Source organism: Paraburkholderia fungorum, assembly GCF_003610895.1.
Classification (GTDB): domain Bacteria; phylum Pseudomonadota; class Gammaproteobacteria; order Burkholderiales; family Burkholderiaceae; genus Paraburkholderia; species Paraburkholderia fungorum_B.
On record NZ_MCAS01000002.1, the window covers coordinates 123,934 to 142,149 of the forward strand.

General features: G+C 62.6%; 14 protein-coding genes and 1 riboswitch. Of the genes, 5 read left to right on the plus strand and 9 right to left on the minus strand.

Translation table 11 applies throughout. The annotated features are described in order from the left end of the window. The first annotated feature begins 403 nt into the window (after positions 1-403). Positions 404-539, plus strand: a riboswitch (guanidine-I (ykkC/yxkD leader). Positions 540-778: 239 nt separating this feature from the next. The 3 genes from BCY88_RS03420 (at position 779) to BCY88_RS03430 (ending at position 3,548) form a co-directional block, all read left to right on the plus strand. Beyond that, positions 779-1,774 (plus strand): ABC transporter substrate-binding protein, encoded by a 996-nt coding sequence (locus BCY88_RS03420; protein WP_259461231.1) that lies wholly within the window; start codon positions 779-781, stop codon positions 1,772-1,774. Between the two features lie 176 nt (positions 1,775-1,950). Beyond that, complete coding sequence (locus tag BCY88_RS03425; protein ID WP_259461224.1) at positions 1,951-2,382, plus strand: hypothetical protein; 432 nt, start codon at positions 1,951-1,953, stop codon at positions 2,380-2,382. A gap of 122 nt (positions 2,383-2,504) precedes the next feature. Beyond that, positions 2,505-3,548 carry a rod shape-determining protein gene (locus BCY88_RS03430; RefSeq protein ID WP_028194510.1) on the plus strand — a complete coding sequence of 348 codons (1,044 nt, stop codon included), beginning with the start codon at positions 2,505-2,507 and terminating at the stop codon, positions 3,546-3,548. Positions 3,549-3,649: 101 nt separating this feature from the next. On the opposite strand, the gene BCY88_RS03435 is transcribed toward BCY88_RS03430, so the two are convergent. From BCY88_RS03435 to BCY88_RS03445, 3 genes are all read right to left on the minus strand, one after another. Beyond that, positions 3,650-4,372, minus strand: a complete 723-nt coding sequence (locus tag BCY88_RS03435) for a GntR family transcriptional regulator (protein ID WP_120342888.1) — start codon at positions 4,370-4,372, stop codon at positions 3,650-3,652. 39 nt (positions 4,373-4,411) lie between these two features. Further along, positions 4,412-6,295: an allophanate hydrolase gene (atzF, locus tag BCY88_RS03440; RefSeq protein ID WP_183081262.1), complete on the minus strand. Its 1,884-nt coding sequence runs from the start codon at positions 6,293-6,295 to the stop codon at positions 4,412-4,414. Positions 6,296-6,568: 273 nt separating this feature from the next. Beyond that, positions 6,569-7,207 (minus strand): TetR/AcrR family transcriptional regulator, encoded by a 639-nt coding sequence (locus tag BCY88_RS03445; protein ID WP_120342889.1) that lies wholly within the window; start codon positions 7,205-7,207, stop codon positions 6,569-6,571. 53 nt (positions 7,208-7,260) lie between these two features. On the opposite strand from BCY88_RS03445, the gene BCY88_RS03450 reads away from it, so the two are divergent. Beyond that, on the plus strand, positions 7,261-8,781 hold the full coding sequence (locus BCY88_RS03450) for an FAD-dependent monooxygenase (RefSeq protein WP_120342890.1): 1,521 nt from the start codon (positions 7,261-7,263) through the stop codon (positions 8,779-8,781). 201 nt (positions 8,782-8,982) lie between these two features. Here the strand turns inward: BCY88_RS03450 and BCY88_RS03455 are convergent, their stop codons facing one another. After that, complete coding sequence (locus tag BCY88_RS03455; RefSeq protein ID WP_120342891.1) at positions 8,983-9,213, minus strand: hypothetical protein; 231 nt, start codon at positions 9,211-9,213, stop codon at positions 8,983-8,985. Positions 9,214-9,611: 398 nt separating this feature from the next. Between BCY88_RS03455 and BCY88_RS03460 the strand changes: the two genes are divergently transcribed. Further along, entirely contained in the window at positions 9,612-9,884 is a 273-nt protein-coding gene (locus BCY88_RS03460) for a DUF4148 domain-containing protein (protein WP_120342892.1), read from the plus strand. Between the two features lie 132 nt (positions 9,885-10,016). Here BCY88_RS03460 and BCY88_RS03465 read toward each other — a convergent pair whose 3' ends face one another. The 5 genes from BCY88_RS03465 to BCY88_RS03485 all read right to left on the minus strand — a co-directional run bounded on the left by BCY88_RS03465 (position 10,017) and on the right by BCY88_RS03485 (position 18,214). Beyond that, positions 10,017-11,411 carry a heavy metal sensor histidine kinase gene (locus BCY88_RS03465; RefSeq protein ID WP_120342893.1) on the minus strand — a complete coding sequence of 465 codons (1,395 nt, stop codon included), beginning with the start codon at positions 11,409-11,411 and terminating at the stop codon, positions 10,017-10,019. Beyond that, positions 11,405-12,088 carry a heavy metal response regulator transcription factor IrlR gene (gene irlR / locus BCY88_RS03470; protein WP_120342894.1) on the minus strand — a complete coding sequence of 228 codons (684 nt, stop codon included), beginning with the start codon at positions 12,086-12,088 and terminating at the stop codon, positions 11,405-11,407. The genes BCY88_RS03465 and irlR overlap by 7 nt, the downstream gene beginning before the upstream one ends. A gap of 6 nt (positions 12,089-12,094) precedes the next feature. Next, the gene (locus BCY88_RS03475; RefSeq protein ID WP_120342895.1) at positions 12,095-15,316 is read right to left on the minus strand and encodes an efflux RND transporter permease subunit; all 3,222 of its coding nucleotides are present in this window, start codon (positions 15,314-15,316) and stop codon (positions 12,095-12,097) included. A 77-nt stretch (positions 15,317-15,393) separates the two neighbouring features. Next, positions 15,394-16,878, minus strand: a complete 1,485-nt coding sequence (locus BCY88_RS03480) for an efflux RND transporter periplasmic adaptor subunit (protein ID WP_120342896.1) — start codon at positions 16,876-16,878, stop codon at positions 15,394-15,396. Between the two features lie 10 nt (positions 16,879-16,888). Next, on the minus strand, positions 16,889-18,214 hold the full coding sequence (locus tag BCY88_RS03485) for a TolC family protein (protein ID WP_120342897.1): 1,326 nt from the start codon (positions 18,212-18,214) through the stop codon (positions 16,889-16,891). Positions 18,215-18,216 lie beyond the last annotated feature (2 nt).

An 18,216-nucleotide genomic window follows, 5' to 3' on the forward strand; every position in this document is an offset into this window, starting at 1 on the left:
TGCGCACCACGGCTGACGCCGGATCGGCACCAGTTGAATGCGCGAGGCACCATGATTGGGCTGCGCTCTTGTGGCTCTGTTATGTATTTCAGACGGCGTAAGGACTCTGCAAGTTGGCATGGTGTGTGCAAGTCAAAGCGTCACACTCACTACCGGCCTCATCCGATCATGCTCACGCTTGCCACGCTTCGCCGCACGCTCTACACACTGATGTCGGCGCGTTTCATGGAACTGCAAAAGCAACGGCGCCGCTCGTAAGCGCAGGCGGCGCGTCGATTCATCTGCCCTCCTCGCCGTTCATGATTTCAAGGCTGGACGCGATCGGCTACGTGTCGAGAAATCATGCACTCAGGCTGGCATATTTCTCGCTAGATTGATTGCTGAGAGGTGCGGCAGCGTCGCATCTTAGGGATGCTAGGGTTCCGGTTCGCAAGAATGTCTGGTCCGAGAGCAGCCCGGTGCACCGGTTCGTTCGACACGGATTTGATCCGCGAACGAGCGCCGGCCGCACTACACGGCGGGACAAAAGCCCGGGAGATTGGCGATAGCGATGCCTATCGTGCCTCTCCGTGGCCGGCGTTTGTTTCCCGCAGTTTTCGCGCAGTGTCCGCCTCATTCGGATTCTCGCGGGAACCGGTCATGTTGTTTTATCGCGCAGTCGCCGCGCGATCCAACTCAACAATCGCAACTGACCGGTCTCCTGGAGAAAACGATGAAACGCTTCGAATCCGCCTGCACGTCTCTCACCTCACCGAGCTGCCCTGCCTCATCGTGGCGTATGCGCCGTGTGCGCAGCACGATCGCCGGCGCCGCCGCCGCACTTGCCATCGGTTTCAGCGGTCTGGCCGCCGCGCCCGCGCAGGCGGCCACGCCTCTCGCCATTGGCTACAGCGACTGGCCCGGTTTCGTCACCTTCCAGATTGCCATCGACAAAGGCTGGTTCAAGGAAGCCGGCGTGGACGTCAATTTCCAATGGTTCGACTACTCGGCCTCGCTCGATGCATTCTCCGCCGGCAAGCTCGACGCGGTCGGCGCGACCAATGGCGATGCACTGGTCACCGGCGCAAGCGGCGCCAAAAACGTGATGATCCTCCTGACCGACTATTCGAGCGGCAACGACATGATCGTGGCCAAGCCGCCCATTCGCACGGTGGATGGACTCAAGGGCAAGAAGGTCGGTGTCGAAATGGGCCTGGTCGATCACCTGCTGCTGGACGCGGCGCTCGAGAAGCACGCGCTCAAGGAATCCGACATCACGCTCGTCAACGCGAAGACCAACGAATTGCCGCAGGTGCTCGCCTCGTCGAAGGACATCGCCGCGGTCGGCGCGTGGCAGCCGAACGCGGGCGAAGCCCTCAAGCGCGTGCCGGGCGCACGTCCGATCTTCACCTCGGCCGATGCGCCTGGCCTGATCTACGACGCGATCACGGTGAATCCGGTCAGTCTGCAGTCGCGTAAGGCCGATTGGGCCAAGGTCATCAAGGTCTGGTATCGCTGCGTGGCCTACATCGACGATCCGAAAACGCAACCGGATGCCGTAAAGATCATGTCCGCGCGCGTCGGCCTGACGCCGGCCCAGTATCTGCCCTTGCTGAAAGGCACGCACCTGCTCGACGCGGCGGCGGCCAGAAAGGCCTTCGTCAAGGGTGACGGGCTGGACTCGGTGTATGGATCGAGCGTGAACGCGGACAGGTTCAACGTGCGCAACGCGGTCTACAAGCAATCGCAGAACGTCAGCGCCTATCTCGACCCGGCGCTGACCAACGCGCCCTAAGCCCTGAGCCCTGAGCGGCAGGTAAGCGGCGATAGACGCGGAGCCACCAGCGACGCGCCGCCCAGCGCGCTAGCCAGGGGCCTCGGCCAGACACGGTAAGATGGGCAGCAGCACCCGCTGCCGCCCTGCTCACGCGATTCGTTGCGGCGCTGGAGGACGGCCACAAGGAGGTCATCGTGTCGACAAGCCGGTCTGGGCATTACGCTCTGCATACATCGCGCGCTCCGCTTGCAAAGATCCCCGCGCTCGCGCTGCTGCTGGTGTCGCTTCTGCTGCTGGCAGCGCCACGGCTCGCGTTAGCCAGCGAGGACAGCGCCAACGCCAGCGCGGAAGCCGCGGGCCAGCGGGCCCGCTTCGATCAGGAGTTCTGCGGCGTATCAGAGCAGGACGTGGCCGCGTACAAGGAAAAGCTGAGAAAGGTGCTCACCGAGGCCAGCCAGTTCGATACGCGCTGGCAGACGGGCTGGCGGCGTGGCGATAGCGATGCAATCCAGATGCGCTCGCTGCAACTCAATGCCCCGTCGGAGTTCGCGGTGCGGGTCAAGAGCAATTGCGAACGCATCAAATGGCAAGCTGACAACTCGCTGCGCGTACGCGCGCCCAGGTAGCGCCGCGCCCGAAGCTGTTATTCTTCCCTCTCTCCCGACCGCCACCTGGTCGCCTGCCGCCTCCGGGCGGCATTCCCAAGGGGCGCGCTCACGCGCCCGGCATCAGCGAGACAGGAATTTGCATGTTCGGTTTTCTGCGCGGCTATTTTTCCAACGACCTGGCAATCGACCTCGGCACGTCGAACACCCTGATTTACATGCGTGGCAAGGGCATCGTGCTCGACGAACCCTCGGTGGTCTCGATTCGTCAGGAAGGCGGCCCGAATGGCAAGAAGATCATTCTGGCCGTCGGCAAGGAAGCGAAACAGATGCTCGGCAAGGTGCCGGGCAATATCGAGGCGATCCGCCCGATGAAAGACGGCGTGATCGCCGACTTCAACATCACCCAGCAGATGATCAAGCGCTTCATCCAGATGGCGCACGAGTCGCGGATGTTCGCACCGTCGCCGCGCATCATCATCTGTGTGCCGTGCGGCTCGACTCAGGTCGAGCGCCGCGCGATCAAGGAGGCCGCGCATAGCGCCGGCGCCTCGCAGGTCTATCTGATCGAAGAGCCGATGGCCGCGGCTACCGGCGCCGGCTTGCCCGTCTCCGAGGCGACCGGTTCGATGGTGGTCGATATCGGCGGCGGCACCACCGAGGTGGGCGTGATCTCGCTCGGCGGCGTCGTGTACAAGGGGTCGGTGCGCGTGGGTGGCGACAAGTTCGACGATGCGATCGTCAACTACATCCGCCGCAACTACGGGATGCTGATCGGCGAGCAGACCGCCGAGGCGATCAAGAAGGAAATCGGCTCCGCCTTCCCGGGCTCCGAAGTCAAGGAGATGGAAGTCAAGGGCCGCAATATGTCCGAGGGCATTCCACGCAGCTTCACGGTCTCCAGCAACGAGATTCTCGAAGCGCTCACCGATCCGCTGAATCAGATCGTCTCGGCGGTGAAGATCGCACTCGAGCAGACCCCTCCGGAACTGGGCGCCGACATCGCCGAACGCGGCATCATGCTCGCGGGCGGCGGCGCATTGCTGCGCGACCTGGACCGCCTGCTTGCCGAAGAAACCGGCCTGCCGGTGTTCGTCGCCGAGGCGCCGCTGACCTGCGTGGTGCGCGGCTCGGGAATGGCGCTGGAGCGGATGGATAAATTCGGCGGGGCCTTTTCGTACGAGTGACGGCGCGCACGGGTGACGGCGTGGCGGTTGCTTCGCCACGCGTTTCGCGGCATGCATGCGCTACATGCCGCGCTACATGCCGCGCCGCACAGTGAGGCGCTTCACGACACGAACGGCAGCTTGCTATGGCGCGCCGCTGCCAGCATCGACAACGTGATCTTGCGCACCTCCTGTTTGCTCTGCGTAATATGCGCGCGCAGCAGGATGATCGCTTCCGTCATTCGCTTGCGTTCGATCAGGCTCAGGATCGTCGAATGCTCGTCGTAGGTCGCGCTCGTGCGGTGCGGCTTCAGAAAATCCAGCCGCCGCACGATGCGGATGCGCTCGGTCACGTCGTTATGCACGCGCAGCATTTCCGCATTCCCAGTCGCGGCGACCAGTTGACGGTGGAAGTTCTCGTCCATGCCGAACATCTTCACCGGGTCGCGCTCGCGCAGTTCGGGCTCGACGCACCATACCGCCTTTAGCGCTTCGACGGCCGCGTGCGCGGCGTCGCCGCCCGCCCCCACGCGTTCCACCGCCGCGACTTCCAGCACGATGCGCAAATCGTAGAGCTGGTCGAGCTGATCGAAATCGATCGGCGAGACTTTCCAGCCGCGCCGGAAACCGACTTCCAGATACCCTTCGCGTTGCAAACGGAACAGACCGTCGCGCATGGGCGTGCGCGACACCCCGTAGTGTTGCGCGATGCCGTTTTCCGAAAAGCGGTCACCGGGAAACAGGCGGAAGCTGAAGATATCGTCCTTCAGTTGCTGGTACACCTGCTCGGCAAGCTGATTGGCCGCGGCCGGCGCGGCAGGCATGTCCTGCTTCATCGGGTCCATCGGTTCCAATTCCTGATTGAGGTGAATGAGCGCCGGCCTTCAGTTGACATTCAGACTGTCGAGCCACGCAAGCCAGCCGCCAAACGAGGTGATATCGGTCGCGCCGCTGCCCTCGCCGACTGCCGACGGTTCGCAGATGAAGCCTTTCACCGTGAGCTGGTCGGCGAGTTGCACGGTGCCGATACCGAGCGGCGCGGGCACGTCGGCGACGAATTTGCCGAAGCTGCGCAGCGGCACCTCCCAGACTTCCACGGCAATGGCCGCGCCTTGCTGGCCCACCACACGCACCAACCCGGGTTTCGGCGGTTGCGTATTGGCAAGCGCATAAAGCGCGTAGCTCGGGATGGTATGAGTCGCCATGACGAAGCGCGCACCGGCTTCCTGAAGTTGCCAGTTCAACGGCTGGCCGCGCAGATGCGCGCCGACCACGGCGAGCGTGACAGTCGGCTCCTGGAACGGCAGCGGTTCGATCATGTTCACCGGGGTCGTGGTCGTGGCCACGGTGCGGCTGACCGGCTTTGCGATGCCCGTCGTCTCGCTCCCGCCTGGGGCCTCGGCAGCGGTCTCGAACAAGGCCTGAATGCGCGCGCCCAATTCGGCGACACGCCGGTCCGCGCCGCTGGGTGCGATCAGCGTGACACCTGCCGGCAAGCCGTCTTTGCGGCGCTGGCAAGGCACGGCCAACGCGCACAGATCGAGCAGATTGACGAAGTTCGTGTAGTAGCCGAGCTGGCTGTTCAACTCGACGGGATTGGCCTGCACATCGGCGATCAACGGATGCGTCGGCGTGGTCGGGACGATCAGGATGTCGATCGACTCGAAGAGTTGTTCGGCGTGACGCTTCAGATCGGCGAGTGCGTATTGACCGTTGAACGCGTCGGCCGCGCTGTAGCGATCCGCTTTGCCGATCACGGCCGCGACGACCGGATCGATCGCCTCGCGATGCGTGTCGAAGAATGCGCCGAGCGCGGCGCGCCGTTCCGCCACCCACGGACCGTCGTAAAGCAGCGCCGCGACTTGCTTGAGCGGTTGAAAGTCGATCGGTGCGGGATCGAGGCGCAGATGGGAAGCGAGCGTATCGAGCGCCGCGGAGAACGCCTGACTCGCCGCTGCATCGCTGAAAAATTCGAGGCGATCCGGCACGCCGAGCCTCGGCGCGCTGCGCAGAAGACCGAGGCCCGGCACCTTGCGCGAGTAGCCATCGAGCGGATCGAAACACGCGATTTCACTGAACACACGCCATGCGTCGCCGACGTCGTGCGCGAACACCGAGATCGTGTCGAGGCTGCGGCAGGCCGGCACCACGCCGCGTTTGCTGACGAGTCCGAGCGACGGTTTCAGGCCGACGAGTCCGTTGAACCCAGCCGGCACACGTCCGGAACCCGCAGTATCGGTGCCGAGCGAAAAGGCCACGCACCCCGCGGCTACGGCAACCGCCGACCCGGAACTCGACCCGCCCGAGACGCGCAGTGGAAATTCGGTGTTCCGCACCGCGCCATACGGCGAGCGCGTGCCGACCAGACCCGTCGCGAACTGATCGAGATTGGTCTTGCCGATCAGTATCGCGCCGGCATCGATAAGGCGCTGCACGGCGAATGCCGAGGTGGCCGGCGTATAGCTGAAAGGCTCGCACGCGGCGGAGGTCGGCAAGCCGGCGACATCGATATTGTCTTTGACCGCGAACGGCACGCCGAATAGCGGCATGCGTTCGAACACCGCACTGCCCTGTTCTTCATAAAGCGCTTCGAGCGCCTGGGCGCGAGCTTCGACGTCCGCTGCGGGTACACGCGAGATCCAGACTTCCGGCCGCTCGATTTCGGCGATGCGAGTGAGCGCCGTCGCCACGACCTCAGATGGCGTAAGACGGTTGGCGGCATAAGCCGCGAGGAGAGGACGGACTTTCAGGGGCGATGAAGTGGACACGGAGTTTCCTTGAGTTCAATCTTGAATACAAGTTTGAACTCAAGTGAGCAGGAGCCATGCCAGGTGCGTTTCAGGTTCGTGAAAACGCGCGATGAACCCGACCAGACCGGGCTCTGCGCTGATGATCGAGGGATGGTTTCAGGCCGCGCTGCCACGCTTTGATCCATTCGCCTTGGTGCAGCGCGCCCCAACTCGGGGCTCTCGCGCCCTGCATGCCCGCCACCCATTGCTGTTCTTCGGCGCGCTTAACGACACCAAGGCACAGAGGACAGATCACACGTAAGGCGTGCCCGCCATTGCCGCCTTCAGGCCAATGGTTCCCTTATCGACAATAGCGAGAAAGGCAGCTTTCGCTTCTTCGGCATCCCGCTTCTCACGAAAGCGCCGATGAGCCTCGATGAAGGCCACGGTCCATGTCGCGAGCAGCACACTGGCCGCGAGACGGGCGTCGGGATCGGCAGGTTCCCGTCCCCCGCATTCGGATAAGGCCACGGTTACAGCCTGTGCGAGCTCGTCACGTATCGCTCTCGCCCGCGCCTTGAGGGTTTCACTGCCCTCGATCGTTTCGATGAAGCCCCGGCTCGCCTCAGAAAACTCGACGAACGGGCTCTGCTCCGCGACCAGCCGGTGGGCAAGCAAACGCAGCGTTTCGATCGGCGCGAGGCGCGAATCAGGCTGCCGCAAGGCTTCGCGCAGGATCTCGCGCCCCTCCTCGTCGCGATCGAAGAACATGTCCTCCTTGCGGGGAAAGTGGTTGAACACCGTCATCCGCCCGACTTCGGCGGCGGCCGCGATCTCGTCCACCGTCACCTGATCGAAGCCCCGTTCCAGGAACAGGCGCGTGGCGGCATTGGAGATGCTTTGCCGCGTGGCAAGGCGTTTTCGGGATCGGAGGTCGGTCGGCGTTGACATGTCGCTATCTTATCGCATATTTTATGTACTGAGTACAAATTGGGACTTGGTATATGAATAAATCGATTGATGTGGTGGTGGTGGGAGCCGGGCCGGTCGGCCTCCTGAGCGCCATCGAACTGACGTTGGGCGGCGCGCGCGTCCTTGTGCTGGAGCGCCTGGCTGCTCCGAGCATGGTAGCAAAGGCATTGGGGATCGGACCGTTGGGAAGCGAAGCGTTGCAGCGTCGCGGCATGGCGCCGGCCATCGCCGCCGCGGAAGAGCTCAGCTTCGCGGCCATGCAGAAGTTCACCGCTCAGAACGGACCGGACGCGCGGGGGCGCGGGTCCAGGTTCAGCGGCCATTTCGCCGGCCTGTCTCTGATACGGAAAGACGCGCAACGGGAGCCGGAGCGGCGTCCCCACCCGGTGGATCAGCACGCCGTGGAAGCCATGCTGGCCGATCGCGTGCGCGCGCTTGGGATCGAGGTGCGCCGCGGGTGCGACGTCGCCCGCTTCGTCCAGCAGGCGGACGGTGTCGATGTGGCGTGGAACTCCTCAACAGACGAGGGCCGCATCCGCTGCTCTTACCTGGTGGGTTGCGACGGCGGGCGCAGCGCGATCCGCAAGATGGCCGGTTTTGACTTCCCCGGCACGGCGCCGAGCATGACGATGTACCAGGCGGCCGTCGAGATCGACCGTCCCGAGCAGTTGTTGCCGAGCGGCTGGCGTCGCACATCGGGTGGCGTGCTGTCCTACGGACCGTTTCCCGGCCGCTTGTTCATGCTGGACTTCAGCGGTCCGCCGGAAGATCGGCAGGCTCCGGTCACCCGTGAGGAAATCGAAACCGTACTGCGGCGCATCAGCGGCAAAGAGGTCCGCGTGAACGGGCTCGAAAGCGCCAGCCGATGGACGGACAATACGCGGCTCGTCGATACCTATCGCCAGGGCCGGGTGCTGCTGGCCGGTGACGCGGCGCATGTCCACCCGCCGTTCGGCGGTCAGGGCCTGAGCCTTGGGCTCGTGGATGCCGCGAATCTCGGCTGGAAGCTTGCCGCGGTGATCCGGGGCGAGCAACCCGACAGTCTGCTCGACACCTACACGGCCGAGCGGCGGCCCGTCGCCGAAGCGGTTCTCGCCAACACGCTGGCCCAGATGGCCATCATGCGGCCCGATCCGCAAGCAGGCGCGATGCGCGAGCTCATGGCAAACCTCATGCAATTCGACGACGTCAACCGCTTCGTCGGCGAGATGATGAGCGGCCTTGCCACCCGCTACGATCTCGGCTCGGAACAGGACGACGTCGGACGGCTGATCGGCGACAGGCCAATCGGCCACGGCGATGGCCGCGTCGCGCTCTACGATGTCATGCAGGACGGCATGGGCGTTCTTCTCGACGCCTCAACCGGGCAGACGGCGTCCAGGCTCGTTGCCGCCGCTACACAGAGAATCCGTTGCGTCGCCGTCGCAACAGGACCGTCGATGCTGATCCGTCCCGATGCCTGTGTTGCCTGGGCCGGCGAGCAGGACAGCATGGAAGGCCTGGAGGAAGCGTTGCGCCGCTGGTTCATTCCACTGACGACGATGCAGGATTGAATAAAAAGAGGATCCGGACATGAAGTCTGGTCCTGTAAAAGATGGCCGTAGCCTGAGTCGATACAAACGGGATGAGACCTGTATCGACGCTGCGGCGGTGACCATCTGCGTGGATGTGAAAACCAGCGCTGTCAATCGCACTTCGACACATGCGACGAGTGCTCACGCATGGAGCCCCCTGTTGACGCGAGAATGGCGTCCTTATCGGCGCGGATAAAGGCACAGATGCGTTTTAACGTACAGATTTGGATTCCCGCAGCGATGGCCGGCATAGTCCACCTGTTCGCCTGGCGCCAGGTCCACCGGCGCTTTTGCCTGTTTGGCTTCGGGCGATGCACCGGCAGCCCGACGCTCGCTGCCGGGATTGGCGCATCCGGTCAGGCTGGCGACAATGACGGCCGGGAAAAGCAATTTCAGCAGGAATGTGTGCATGTTTCACGTTCACGTTCATGTTCAGACCGGCGCCCTTCGTGGCCAGCGGCCGCTCCCGATCAGAGGCGCATCGAAGAGACCCGCACAGGAATGAATTGGCCGGCAGGGGCGAAAGCGAATGCCGGTGGCCTGACGGCGGCAACGGCGACGAGGGAGAATTTTGCTTTGCGAACTCTGCGCAGACATGACGCGAACGTGACGGAAATCTCATGTGTGGGCAGCGATTGCTGAGCGCCTTCGTGGCATACCCACATATCCGCGGCAAAGGCTCACTGCCCGGTTCGCCAGAAAATTGAATCTGACATTTTTCTCATCTGGCAGTCACGATTGCGCACTCTCCGGTATTCATACTGGCCTCCTGACTCGCCAACCGGTGGTCGTCACAAAAGGAGATTCAAATGAGCGCAGCGAAATTTCTCGCACTTTCCGCGGCGGCAGTAATGTTTATCGGCGGCATCTCGCAGGTAGCGCAGGCGCAAGGCAAGTCCCGCGAGCAGGTTCGTCAGGAACTGATTCAGGCCCGGCATGACGGGTTGACGTCCGTAAGGAAAACGAAGTACCCGCCGGATGCTGCCACGATTGCCCGCAACAAGGAGCTGCACGCGCTGACTTTCCACGCAGGCGAAACTATGCCGTCGGCTGACCATCATGACCAGCTGGCAGCCCGATAGGCACGACCGCTGCCGGAGGGAACATGCCCGGCGGCTTCACCGGGCCGGAGCGTGTTGGCCGTGACGCACTTCGGTCTTTGCGTGCGGTGCCTGCCGGCCTTGAGTGGACAGCGGCGGCGTGGCGCCGCCGACTCAGAACTCGCGGCGCGGAAACCGCAACCAGAATGTCGTGCGGCGGTGAGGCTCGCTCGTCACGCCGCACTGTCCTCCGTGGTTTTCCATTATCGACTTCACGATAGCCAGTCCGAGCCCCGTGCCGGACGCCGAGTCGTGCCGCGCCGGGTCGACCCGGTAGAACCGCTCGAATATCCGGGTGACGTGTTGCGCTTCGATTCCGGGACCGGTGTCCGATACGGCAATCGTTGTCGAATCTGACGCTTCGCTGCAGTCAATCGTTATGACGGACCCTTGCGGGGCGTGCGCAAGGGCATTGGATAGCAGGTTGCTCAGTGCGCGCTGGTAGAGAAGAAGGTCCGCGCAGACGGTGCCGCCTCCCTTCACCTCGATTGTCACTTCGGCGTCCTGCGCCATTGACTCGTAATAGCCGGCGACGCGTTCGGCCTCAGCGGCAGCGTCCACATTTCGAACCGACAGGGTCGCGTCGGCCTGCTCCGAGCGCGCCAGAAAAAGCATGTCCTCAATCATCCTGGACAGACGTTGATATTCGTCGATGCTGGATTCAATGACATCCCTGTACTCTGCAGCGGTCCGGGTTTGCGACAACGCAACCTGGGCAGCGGCCAGCAGATTGGTCAATGGTGTTCGCATGTCATGGGCGAGATTCGACGAAAACTGACCTAACCTTGTGAACGACTCGTCAAGCCGCGCAAGCATGCCGTTAAACGCGTGGCCCAACTCCTTCAGTTCTCCCGATGTATCGAGCTCAGGCAACGGATGCGCAAGGCGATTGGTCGACATTTCTTCCGCGCGGGCGACGAGGCGGCGAAGCGGGCTCAGACCCAGCATGACGATGCCGTACGCGAACGCGGCGGCCAGCATCACCCCCAGCACTTCGATGACGATGATTGTCTGCGCATACGCCCGCAGAAGGGCCTGGTCATTGGCCCCGTCATATTGAATCGCGACTCGGACTGACGGCCCGGCTGGCCCTGCGAGCGACACCGTAGTCACCATGTAGCGGAGCCGCGAGTGAGCCGGTGTGAGCGTGATCGGAGCATGCTTTGTCTGAGTTGTCAGGATCGGTGCATATGGCCGGAATCCTGCCGTGCTCAGCAGCCGATTGCCGGCCGTGTCGTAGATGGCCAGGTCCATGTTCTGATGCCCGTGCAACTGGTCTATCCACATCTCGGCATGGCGGCCAATGTCGTCCGTCGTTTCGATGTTGCTCAGATGCACCTGCAGTGAAGACATCGTGCCCGATATCTGCTCGACCGACGTCGCCTCGATACGGCCTCTTAGTGCTTCATACAGTGAAAATCCGCTCAGGGCCAGAATCGCCGATGTCGACAGGACAATGAGCGCCGTCAGCCGTGCGCGGAGCGTTCGTGGGACAAGGCGCATCAACAACTCTCGCTACCTCTCGCTTCCAGCACGTACCCCATTCCTCTCACTGTATGAATGAGCTTTGGTTCGTAGGCGTCGTCGACTTTTGAGCGCAGCCTCCTGATGGCCGAGTCGACGACATTGGTATCGCTGTTGAAATTCATGTCCCAAACTTGAGATGCAATGGTGGCGCGGGGCAGAATCTCCCCCTCCTTTCGCATCAGAAGCCAGAGCAGCGTGAATTCCTTGGCAGTCAGGAGAATGGAATCGCCCTGACGGGTGGCTTTGCGTCGCGTCAGGTCAAGTTCGAGGTCGGCCACCTTCAGCGTTGTCGACTCCCCTGGTTTTCCGCGCCGCAGTATCGACCTTACGCGGGCGACCAGTTCGACGAAGTCGAATGGTTTCGCCAGATAGTCGTCCGCGCCCAGTTCAAGCCCTTTGACCCGGTCTCCCACATCGTCGCGTGCGGTGAGGAACAGCACCGGGGTCGACCTCGTGCGCCGAAGATTTCGCAGCAGAGTCCAGCCGTCCTGCCCCGGAAGCATCACGTCGAGAATGAGAAGGTCATAGTCTTCCGTCTCGGCCTGATGCTGGCCGGTAATGCCATCTTCAACCCAATCGACGACGTACCCGGCCTCGGCCAGACCCTTGCGAAGATAAGCACCGGTCTTCGACTCATCTTCCACTAAAAGAATCCGCATTCAACCCTACCTCGAAAAAATACCGAACCAGCGCAGTACCCGGCCTGGCGCCCGTTTCGACAACCTGTCCATCACGACGGAACGAAACGACGTCGAATGGGCGACCCGATACAGGACCGGGAGAACCAGCAGTGTCAGGGCCGTGGACGACAGGATGCCACCGATGACAACAGTCGCCAGCGGGCGCTGCACTTCCGAGCCTGTGCCGGTCGCGAATGCCATCGGTAAAAAGCCAAGCGATGCGACCAGCGCGGTCATCAATACCGGCCTCAGCCGCGTCACCGCTCCGTCGCGGACAGCCGCATCCAGCTGCATACCTTCCTCGCGCAGATTACGGATAAAGGAAATCATGACGAGCCCGTTCAGCACGGCGACGCCTGACAGCGCGATGAACCCGACGGCGGCTGTGATGGACAGAGGGATGTCCCTCATCCACAACGACACCACGCCGCCACTCAGTGCGAATGGAATACCCGTGAACACCAGCAAGCCATCCTTCACATTATTGAACATAATGAAAAGCAGGACGAACACCATGAAAAGCGCGAGCGGGACGACGAGTTTCAGTCGCTCACTCGCGCTCTGCAATTGTTCGAACTGTCCACCCCACGACAACCAGTAACCCGAGGGAACCTGAACATCCTGTTGAATCTGTTCGCGCGCATCCGCGACGAACGAGCCCACGTCACGCCCGCGCACATTCGCGCTCACGACCACGCGCCGCTTGCCGTCCTCCCGGCTGATCTGATTGGGACCCGGGGCAACCTCGACCGTCGCCAGCTCGGCAAGCGGGACATACGGCGCCTGGACCACCGGGCCGCCGGCGGCGCCTTGCGGCGAAAATGGTAACGCAATCGGCAAACGCTTGATCGCCTCGATATCTGAACGAAGCTCGTCGGGCAACCGGACCACGATGTCAAATCGCCGGTCCCCCTGAAACAGCGTGCCGGCTTTCTGACCGCCGACCGCGGCTGCAACCGTGTCCTGAATGTCGCCTACGCTCACGCCGTACCGTGCGAGTTTGTCGCGATCGAGATTGATGGTGAGAACGGGCAGACCGGTGGTTTGCTCGACCTTGACTTCCGAGGCGCCCGGCACCTTCTGAAGCGCCGCCGCAATCTTCTCGCCGGTTCCGTTGAGCACGGCCATGTCATCGCCGAACACTTTAACTGCCACGTCGCTGCGCACGCCGGAAATCAACTCATTGAAACGCAACTGGATAGGCTGTGAAAACTCATACGCATTGCCTGGCAGTTCCGCGAGCGCGGCCTCAATCTCCTGCACGAGCTGGTCACGCGACTTGTTCGGGTCAGGCCACCTGGCGGTCGGTTTTAGCATGATGTAACCGTCGGACAGGTTCGGCGGCATCGGGTCCGCGGCGATTTCCGCTGTACCCGTGCGTGCGAAAACGCGGTCGATTTCCGCAAACCGCTGTTTGAGCGTTTTCTCAATGGCCTTCTGCATGTCCACCGACTGCGAGAGGCTCGTGCCGGGGATGCGCAGCGCGGCAACGGCAAGATCCCCCTCGTTCAGGCTCGGGATGAACTCGCTGCCAAGGCGTGTCGCCAGCCCCATGGTCAGCGTGACAATCACGACTGCGCCAGCCAGCACGCGCTTTGGGCGCGTCATGAACGCGGCCAGCACGGGCTCATAAAACCGCCGTGCCCTGTTCATCAGCCAGTTTTCTTTCTCTTCGACGCGTTGACCGATGAACAGCGCCACCGCGGCGGGAATGAAGGTGACCGTCAGCACCATCGCTGCGGCGAGCGCCATCACCACGGTAATCGCCATCGGGTGGAACATCTTGCCCTCGACGCCCGTAAGCGCAAAGATGGGCAGATAGACCACCATGATGATGAGCTGGCCAAAAATGAGGGCGCGTCGCGCTTCCTGTGACGCCCCGAAAACTTCGGCGAAGCGTTCTTCGCGGCTCAGTGGCCGGCCGGCGAGTGTCTGTGCATGAGCGAGGCGTCTGACGCAGTTTTCAACGATCACGACCGCGCCGTCGACAATGATGCCGAAATCGAGCGCGCCGAGGCTCATGAGGTTGGCGCTCACCTTTGCATTGACCATCCCGGTGAATGTCATCAGCATCGATAGCGGGATGACCAGCGCGGTAATCAAGGCCGCCCGGATGTTGCCGAGGAACAGGAAGAGAATGACGATAACGAGAACCGCGCCTTCGAGGAGGTTCTTCTTCACTGTCTGCACGGCTTTTTCGACGAGCACGGTGCGGTCGTAGACGGGCACCGCGCGCACACCCGAAGGCAGCGTACGGTTGACGTCATCCATCTTGACAGAGACCGCTTTCGCCACGGTCCGGCTATTCTCGCCCATCAGCATGAATACCGTACCAAGCACCACCTCTTCGCCATTCGCTGTCGCTGCGCCCGTTCGCAATTCGCGACCGATATCGACCTGCCCGACATCTTTCATACGAACCGGTACGCCGCCAACGTTTGTCAGCACGACGTTGGCGATATCGTCGACGGAGCGGGCCTGGCCAGGCACCCGCACCAGGTACTGTTCGCCGCGCTTTTCTATATACCCGGCGCCGACGTTGTCATTGTTACGCTCGAGGGCGCGAACTACGTCGGCGAGCGTCAGGCCATACGACATCAGCTTGGCCGGATTCGGTGCGACGCGAAACTCCTTGACGAAGCCGCCAATGGAATTGACCTCGGTAACGCCCGGTACGTTGCGAAGCTGAGGCTTGATGACCCAGTCCTGAAGCTCGCGCAGGTCCGCAGGCGTATAGCTTGTTCCGTCCGGCTTACGCGCCGTGGCATCCGCCTCGACTGTCCACAGGTAAATCTCGCCGAGCCCGGTTGAAGTCGGCCCCATCGCAGGCGTGGCGCCAGGTGGCAGCTTGTCTTTCGCTTCCTGAATCCGTTCGTTGACCAGCTGGCGTGCGAAGTAGATGTCGGTCCCGTCCTTGAAAATGACGGTCACCTGCGAAAGCCCGTAGCGCGAGATGGAACGGGTCTGCTCGAGATCAGGCAGGCCCGCCATCGCCGTCTCTACCGGGTACGTTATGCGCTGCTCGGCCTCGAGCGGCGAATATCCGGGCGCTGAGGTGTTGATCTGGACCTGAACGTTGGTAATGTCAGGAACGGCATCAATGGGCAGTTTCTGGTAGCTGTAAATGCCTAGCGCAGCAACAGCGACAACCGCCAGCATGACGAGCCAGCGGTGTGCTATCGCGAAGCGAATCAGTCGCTCAAACATTGAGATGGTCCTATGAATCCGGGTAGAGGGTGCGCGACCTGCCTGCTGCAGGTCATCGGAGGTTCGGGGCTTTGGATTTACTCTTCCTCGGCACTGCCTTTCCCGAGTTCGGCCTTGAGCACGAAACTGTTGGACGCCACGTACTGCTGACCTGGTTTGAGCCCTTTGACAACCTCGACCACGCGGTCATCACGACGCCCGGTCTCGACGGTTTGAGCAACGAATCCTTTTGGCGACTGGACGAAAATGGCCTGCGCACCGTCGATATCCTGTAGTGCGTCATTCGCTACCGCAACCGGCACCTCCTGCCTGCCCGCGTCCACCGAGACATTGACGAACATGCCCGGGCGCCATGTGCCATCGGGATTCGGCAGGACAACGCGCGCCGGCGCTGTTCGAGTCTGTTCTCCCAGTAGCGCGCCGACAAAGGCAATGGGGCCACTCGATTTCGATTCAAATGCCGTGGCGCTGACGCTCGCTTCGCGGCCGACGCGAACGTCGTTCAGCCGCTGGGCAGGCACCGCCATCTCGGCCCATACCGACGAAAGGTCTGAGACGACAAATATGTTCGCGTCTGCAGCGATCGCCTCCCCCGGCGTCACGTGCTTCTCCACTATCGTTCCGGAAAACGGAGCGCGCAGTTCGTAGCGGTTCAGTGCGTCCGCGGAAGGCGGCGCGCCCAGAGCCAACAGCTTCTGCCGGGCGTTCTGCGCAGCAATCTCTGCTTCGCGCAACTGCATCTGCGCCTGCAGATAGTCCTGCTCCGCGGAAATCCGTTCCTGCCACAGGGTCCTCTCCCGCTCGAACGAGGTTCGGGCAGCCGAAAGCCGACGCTCCGCAGTCAGGAGTTCGCTTCTGCGGTCAGCAAGGTCGGTACTGGCGACGACCGCGAGCACCTGTCCCTTCGCGACCTTCTCTCCGATCGATACCGTGACGCGCTCGACGATGCCGCCCACACGCGGCACGACGTGAGCAGTGCGGTCCTCGTTGAATCTGATTTCACCGGGAAGCTGGAATGACGTAACGACTTGCGCCGGCCCGGCCTTGGCAAGACCAATCTGGGCCGCCTTCACCTGTTCCGCACTCAGTGCGACCGCACCGTCGGCGCGAGAGAAAGCGAATGATGCAGATTGCCCTGACCATTTGAGTTCGATGGCAGCCTCAAATACGTGGGGTTTTGCTATCGGCTGCGTGGACGTGAACTTCTGACCCGCGGGCGCGAACTGCAACTGCTCCCTGGTCCCGTCGTAGCGGATCACGGTGCCGGACACTGCCACGCCCTTATCGAATGGCTTGCCGTCGATAAACGGATACACGACAAGACGGGCATCGCCGGGCTTCTCGGACAGGACGACTTCAAGGGCCATTGCGCCATCTCTGAGTACAGTCCCTCCGTGCTGTCCAATGGCTGCCTGCGCCGATTGCGTCGATTGCGCCGATTGAACCGCCCCGGAACCCGATGCGCTGCCAGACGACTCGCGTGTCAATGCCAACGCGGCAAGCGCGATGCTTACGCCTCCGATGGTAGCCGCCGTGGCGATGATGATTTTTCTGCGCGCCATGATGAATCCTTCAAGGTAAATGGGTCGTCTGGTCGATGTCGCTGCGCAGGGGCGCGCCAACGAGTCGTCCGATGTCGGCGTAGGCAAGATGCGCGTCGGTCAGTGCCTGCACGTATTGCGACTGCCCCTCGAAAAACGTGCGCTGTGCGTCCAGCACGTCGAGAAAACTGAACTTGCCGAGCTCATAGCCTCGCGACATGGCGTCGAGCGCCTCGCGCGCGGCCGGCAGCACGTCGGTCTTCAACCTGCGCGCGGCCTGTGTCGAGTTCTCATAGTTCGCGTATGCCCGCGTCAATTCCAGTTGCAGCCGCGCCTTCTCACTGTCGAAATCGGCGTTCGCCTTCTCGGCCTTATGAACGGCTTCGAGCAGTGCGCCCTTGTTTGTGTCGAACAGCGGAAGCGGTATGGACACACCGACGACTGCCTGGTTGTCCCGAATGCCGCCGGTAATCACGCGCTTCATTCCTGCACTGACCGTGATGTCGGGAATGCGCTTTGCCCGCTCGACTGAAATGGCGGCGTTGGAGCGGAGCATTTCGGCTCTGGCGACGCGGGAGAGCGGTGCTCCCGACAAACGTTGCAGGAGTTGCGATAGCGGTTCGACTGCCGGCACGGTCTCGATGTCGCCGGTGGCAGAGCGCCCCCGCACGAGCGGACTGCCCGTTACGTTGGCCAGCGCCTCCTCCGCGGTCGAGACGCGTGTCCTCACGTTCGCGAGCTCGATCTGGACGCCTGTTGCGGCAACCCGCGCTTTCGTCGCTTCGACGGGAGAAACCTTGCCGGCGCGCGAGCGCTTCCCGGCAAGCTCCGCGGACCGCGCTGCGATCTCTGCCGACTCCTGCGCAACCTGCAACTGGCGTTGCGTTGCGAGTAATCCGTAAAAGGCTGCGACGACATCCGAGCGCAGAGCCGCTCCACGAGCGTCGAGCGAAGCAAGTGCGACCTCGCGCCCGTACGAAGCGACGTCCAGCCGCGCCCGGCGCTTGCCTCCAAGCTCAAGAGTCTGGTTCACGAGTGCGGTAGTGGTTCGCTCGGCGCCCCCGAATCCCTCCTGCAGCAGCGATAGCTCTGGATTGGGTCGGGCGCCCGCCTGCATGAACGTGCCTTGAGACGCGTCTGCATCGGCGCGTGCGCTACGAAGCAAGGGATTGCTCTGGGCCGCGAGTCCGAGCGCTTCATCGAGCGACAAGGGCGTCAGTGCGGCCTCGCTGGCCGTGGTCGCAGCGGGACGCTCCGGCGGCTGGTGGGCACTGTCAGCCGGGAGCGATATCGACTGCGAATAAGCTGGGGTTGCCGCGGCAATCGCAAGTGCGGCGGCAAGGTGGCGGGTGAGCATGG